A 4,546-nucleotide genomic window follows, 5' to 3' on the forward strand; every position below is an offset into this window, starting at 1 on the left:
GATCACTCCAAATCCCCCAACCAAAACCGTCGGGGAAGTGTGTTCACATGGGTCAATTCTCAGTGACAATTTACGGCCATACCGTCAGTTCTCAGGTAAGCGTGCGGTCTGCCCGCCCTGCCGTAGGCTCGCTAATGTCGGATAGTGTCCACTTAGCTAAGTGGACACTTGAGGGGCCGAGATGGCAAAGCGGCGCAGGCGCAGGAAGTGGAGTGATGACGAGAAGCGCATGATTTGTGCGCAGACTGTTGTTGCAGGTGTGTCGGTTGCGCAGGTTGCACGTCGGTATGATCTGAATGCGAACCAGATTTTCAATTGGCTGAAAGACCCGAAGTTTGCCCCGGACGAGCATGTCCAAGAAGATGAAGCGGCGTTTCTGCCGGTAGAAGTGATTGCACAGCCGACCCCATCAGAACCTGTGCCGGAGCCGACCGGGTTGATCGAATTGGAACTGGCGAACGGGCACCGCCTACGGATCAGCGGCAGCTATGATCCAGATGCGGTCGCGCGCCTGGTGCGGCATCTCACATGATCCCGGTTCCGGCAAACACGAAGGTCTGGCTGGCAGCCGGTGTGACGGACATGCGCAAGGGGTATGCATCCTTGGCCGCTCAGGCAGAGAAGGTGCTAAAGCTCGATCCGTTTGTCGGACATCTGTTTGTCTTTCGAGGCCGCCGAGGTGATCTGATCAAAATCATCTGGTGGGATGGTCAGGGCGCTTGTCTGTTCTCGAAGCGCCTCGAACGAGGCAAGTTTGTGTGGCCAGCTACCAAGGAAGGCAAAGTCTCTTTGTCACCTGCGCAACTAGCGATGCTTTTGGAAGGCATCGACTGGCGCACACCGGGCCGAACCTGGCGGCCTTTGCGTGCGGGATAGGATTTCCTATTTCTTTCCAGTGATGTAAGCTCAGGCCATGATGGCCGAAGCGATGATATTGCCGGAAGACTATGGGGAGCTCAAAGAGTTCACGACCCAGCTTTTGGCCGAGATCAAAGCCCAAGCCATGCTGATCGAGAAGCTCCGCCACCAGGTCGCCGGGCAAAAGGCTTGGCGCTACGGCTCAACCTCCGAACAGACCAAGCAGCTCATGCTGGCGCTTGAGGCGAGCGAGGTGCCCGAGGCCGCCATGACAGCTAAGATGAAGCTGCCGCCGGATGAGCCCAAAGACAAACCAAAGCGCCGTCCGATCCCGGGTCATATCCCGCGCAACAACATTGAGCTGTTGCCGCCCAAGGATCATTGCACATGCGGCGGAGCCTTGCGCCGGATCGGCGAGGATGTAACCGAAGAACTAGAGTATGTGCCTGGGCGGTTCGTCGTGAACAAGATCACCCGCCCGCGCTTTGCCTGCAAACGCTGTGAACAGTTCGCGCAGGCGGTTCTACCATCGCGCCCTATCGAACGCGGTCGGCCAGGGCCGGGGTTGTTGGCACATGTGCTTGTCAGCAAATACGCTGACCATCTACCTCTTTATCGCCAGAGCCAAATCTTCGAACGTGACGGACTTGATCTCGACCGTTCCACCCTGGCGGATTGGGTTGGAAAGACAACGACACTTCTGGCCCCACTCGCGGATGCAATCGGCAAACATGCCCTGAAGGGCAAGGCCATCTTCACCGATGACACGCCCGTCAACATGCTCGCACCCGGCACGGGCAAGACAAAGACTGGGCGTCTTTGGGTCTATGCACGCGACGAACGGCCATGGGGCAGCGATGTACCACCTGCCGCTTGGTATCAGTTCTCCGAAGACCGGCGCGGGGCACACCCCAAGGATCATCTCAGCAAATACAAAGGCTGGATGCACGCGGACGGCTATGCCGGGTACGAAGAGCTTTACCGCGACCACGGCATCAAAGAAGTTGCCTGCATGGTGCACATCCGCCGCAAGTTTGTCGATGTGCACAGGTCGCAGGGTTCCGCTATCGCAGAAGAAGCGATCCTGCGGATCAGCCAGCTCTATGCCGTTGAGAAAGAAGCGCGTGGATCGCCGCCGGATCAGCGCGTTGCCATCCGACAGGCCAAAGCCAAACCTGTCTTCGATGACTTGGAGGATTGGCTGGGCAAACAACTGATGACTATATCGGGCAAATCCCCGCTCGCTCAGGCGATGCGCTACGCGCTGACGCGCATGCGGCGGCTCAGGCCGTATCTCGCAAACGGCATTCTGGAGTTGGACAACAACACAGCTGAACGCGCCATGCGTGCCATCGCTTTGGGCCGCAAAAACTACCTCTTCGTCGGATCGCCCGCCGGTGGCCGCGCCGCCGCCGTGGCATACACTCTGATCGAAACGGCCAAGCTCAACGGCGTCGATCCCCAGACCTGGCTCGCCGATACCATTGCCCGCATCCCCGACTACAAGATCACCCGCGTAAACGAACTGCTGCCGTGGAGCGTCAAGCCATGAAGATGATCAGCTTCCATACTCCGGAGCTTCCCGAGCCCCTTGGCCTTGATCTCGCTAAGCTTCGCGGTGGCGGTTCTTGTCCTTCCCAATTCTATGGAGAAACCCATGAGGGCCTGGATGTTTATGTCCGGTATCGTGGCGGAACACTGCGCGTTCACGTTGCTAACGAGCCAGGAGATGATGCCCTGCGCGACGGCGATTGCATTTTGGAGGCCGACATCGGCCCTCCATTCGATGGCTCTATGTCATTGACCCAGTTTTGCACCAACTTTGGTGTAACGGTTGATGGGATCGTCCCAGATGAGACAGACCCTCACGCTCATCGTTACGCCAATCTGACGGGACAGATGACGTTTTGGAAAGCAAACCTCAGCCAAATCACAATTGAGACTGCTCGGAAGATTGTCGGCAAGGCCTGGTCGGTCTTCCCCAACGCTCTTCTGGTGAAGCCGGTCACGAACGAAAAGTTCAAGTTGGAACGCCTAGAACTCACCACACCGGAGCGGATTGACACGCTGAGTGTTTGGTTGATCGATGGCCCATCTCTTCTGACTGACATCGAGACAAGCCCTGAAGACTATGTTCTGCCGAGCAAAGATCAGCTGCAAATCTCAATCAGCTTCTCTAGCTGGCAGTACCCAGCCCCCAAGTACACAAGCCAACAGCGCGAAGCTGAAAAGGAACTAGAACGGAAGTTCTATGTTCCTGGCGAGAAAAACATGCCCAAAGACATAGAGTTGGCGACCGATGGCATAAGTCTGAGCGCATGCTTCCCCAAAGAAGATCAAACCACCAAGAACGCGTTGACCCGTTTGGGCGAGGCAATCGCACAGCTCCTGCCTCTGACCAGCCTCGAACGAATTGACCTCGCCACAGGGGACCCCATCGACGTGATCAAACGACCCATCGACCCGGTCATCCTTGATTGGTGCAACTCCGGAGAGGATCGATGGGTGGCAATCATCCGGGAAAAGCGCCACAGCCCCTGGATCGGCGTCCGGCCAGCCACGAGTTAGGCCGTCGGCACTCTCACCGGACGCTTACGTTCTCAGTGACAATCAACAGTTGGTGGCTATGGATACCCTAGAAGCATCAGTCGCTCCTCACAGCGAATCTCAGAGGCTCTCAGCAGCCGTAGAACAAGCCGTAGTACAGCAGGCGCCTGTTGACCAAGACTCGCCCGTGTCTATATGCCTTATATTGCTGAGGCTTCTGGCTGATGCGGTGCCTGCAACGGGAATACAACTGATCTCCTGGGCACCATAGCATCCGCTAAGCATATGAAACGCCTCAGCTTTATCTCTGGATGGAGCAAGCGTAGAACATGGCGCAAATGCTATGCCGCAGTCTTTATCCATTTGGCCAGAACGTCCAGTGGATAGCCCGATCCGTAGCTGTGTCCGACCCCCTCAGTTTGCCAGCCACCGATCTGGTCGACGATGTCAGCCGGGCACTCAACCGCCCTCAGCCTGTCCCGCATTGAATGACGGAAGCTGTGCATCGTTCCCTTCTTTGGGACGTATATCTTCAACCATTTGTTCAATGCAGCGCTTGCTGAATTGGCATTTGTCTGTCCGGTCTTGTTGTACCGGGGAAAGGCAAACTTGCTGTCCGTGACGCACTCTTGAACCCGCTGTGCCGCCCAAAGTGACGCCCCAACCAGCGGCACCTTTCGAGTGCTCCCTGCCGTCTTCAGCAGTCGCCATGGGTGCTCCTGGATGATCACATGAGGGATAGGGTCATCAAGCTGCAGATCCCCTTTGAGAAGGCCAGCAGCTTCGGCAAGGCGCATCCCAGTGTCCGACACGAGTGCGACGAGCCACCGGAGGTCATCGTCGAGTTTGCGGCACTCGGCTTGCACGGTGCGGATGGTGTCGAGAGGCAACGGTGCCCTGTCTTCGACCCCAGCCTTGCGGTCATAGTAGACCCTTCCGAAGGGGTTGGTGAGGTCGATGCCGATCTCGCTGGCAGCGAAGTTGATCACCGAACGGACGGTACCGAAGACCCTCGTGATGCTGCTACCTGCCAGACCGCGCTTGATAAGTAACCGCCCGGTTTAGGCCGCCTTGCAATCTTCGGGCGGTGCTGGTGTCCAATTCCAAGGAAGCAATTCGTCGAGCCGGTTGATTTTGTGAT

Annotated in this window: 5 protein-coding genes; 4 read left to right on the forward strand and 1 reads right to left on the reverse strand. The window is 57.2% G+C overall.

Annotation, left to right across the window (positions count from 1 at the left end):
- Positions 1–181: 181 nt before the first annotated feature.
- From tnpA to EDD52_RS23240, 4 genes are read left to right on the forward strand one after another with little or no spacing between them, the layout of a single operon-like run.
- Positions 182–532 carry an IS66-like element accessory protein TnpA gene (gene tnpA, locus EDD52_RS23225; RefSeq protein WP_132248984.1) on the forward strand — a complete coding sequence of 117 codons (351 nt, stop codon included), beginning with the start codon at positions 182–184 and terminating at the stop codon, positions 530–532.
- Positions 529–876, forward strand: a complete 348-nt coding sequence (tnpB, locus tag EDD52_RS23230) for an IS66 family insertion sequence element accessory protein TnpB (RefSeq protein ID WP_132248985.1) — start codon at positions 529–531, stop codon at positions 874–876. Before tnpA ends, tnpB begins: the two co-directional genes overlap by 4 nt.
- Before the next feature lie 37 nt (positions 877–913).
- A complete protein-coding gene (gene tnpC / locus EDD52_RS23235) occupies positions 914–2,410 on the forward strand; it encodes an IS66 family transposase (RefSeq protein ID WP_132248986.1) in 1,497 nt (498 codons plus the stop codon).
- Positions 2,407–3,426 carry a hypothetical protein gene (locus EDD52_RS23240; RefSeq protein WP_132248987.1) on the forward strand — a complete coding sequence of 340 codons (1,020 nt, stop codon included), beginning with the start codon at positions 2,407–2,409 and terminating at the stop codon, positions 3,424–3,426. The genes tnpC and EDD52_RS23240 overlap by 4 nt, the downstream gene beginning before the upstream one ends.
- 320 nt (positions 3,427–3,746) lie before the next feature.
- Here EDD52_RS23240 and EDD52_RS23245 read toward each other — a convergent pair whose 3' ends face one another.
- Positions 3,747–4,394, reverse strand: a complete 648-nt coding sequence (locus tag EDD52_RS23245) for a tyrosine-type recombinase/integrase (RefSeq protein WP_243652084.1) — start codon at positions 4,392–4,394, stop codon at positions 3,747–3,749.
- Positions 4,395–4,546 lie beyond the last annotated feature (152 nt).

It is taken from the genome of Primorskyibacter sedentarius (assembly GCF_004342065.1).
GTDB lineage: Bacteria > Pseudomonadota > Alphaproteobacteria > Rhodobacterales > Rhodobacteraceae > Primorskyibacter > Primorskyibacter sedentarius.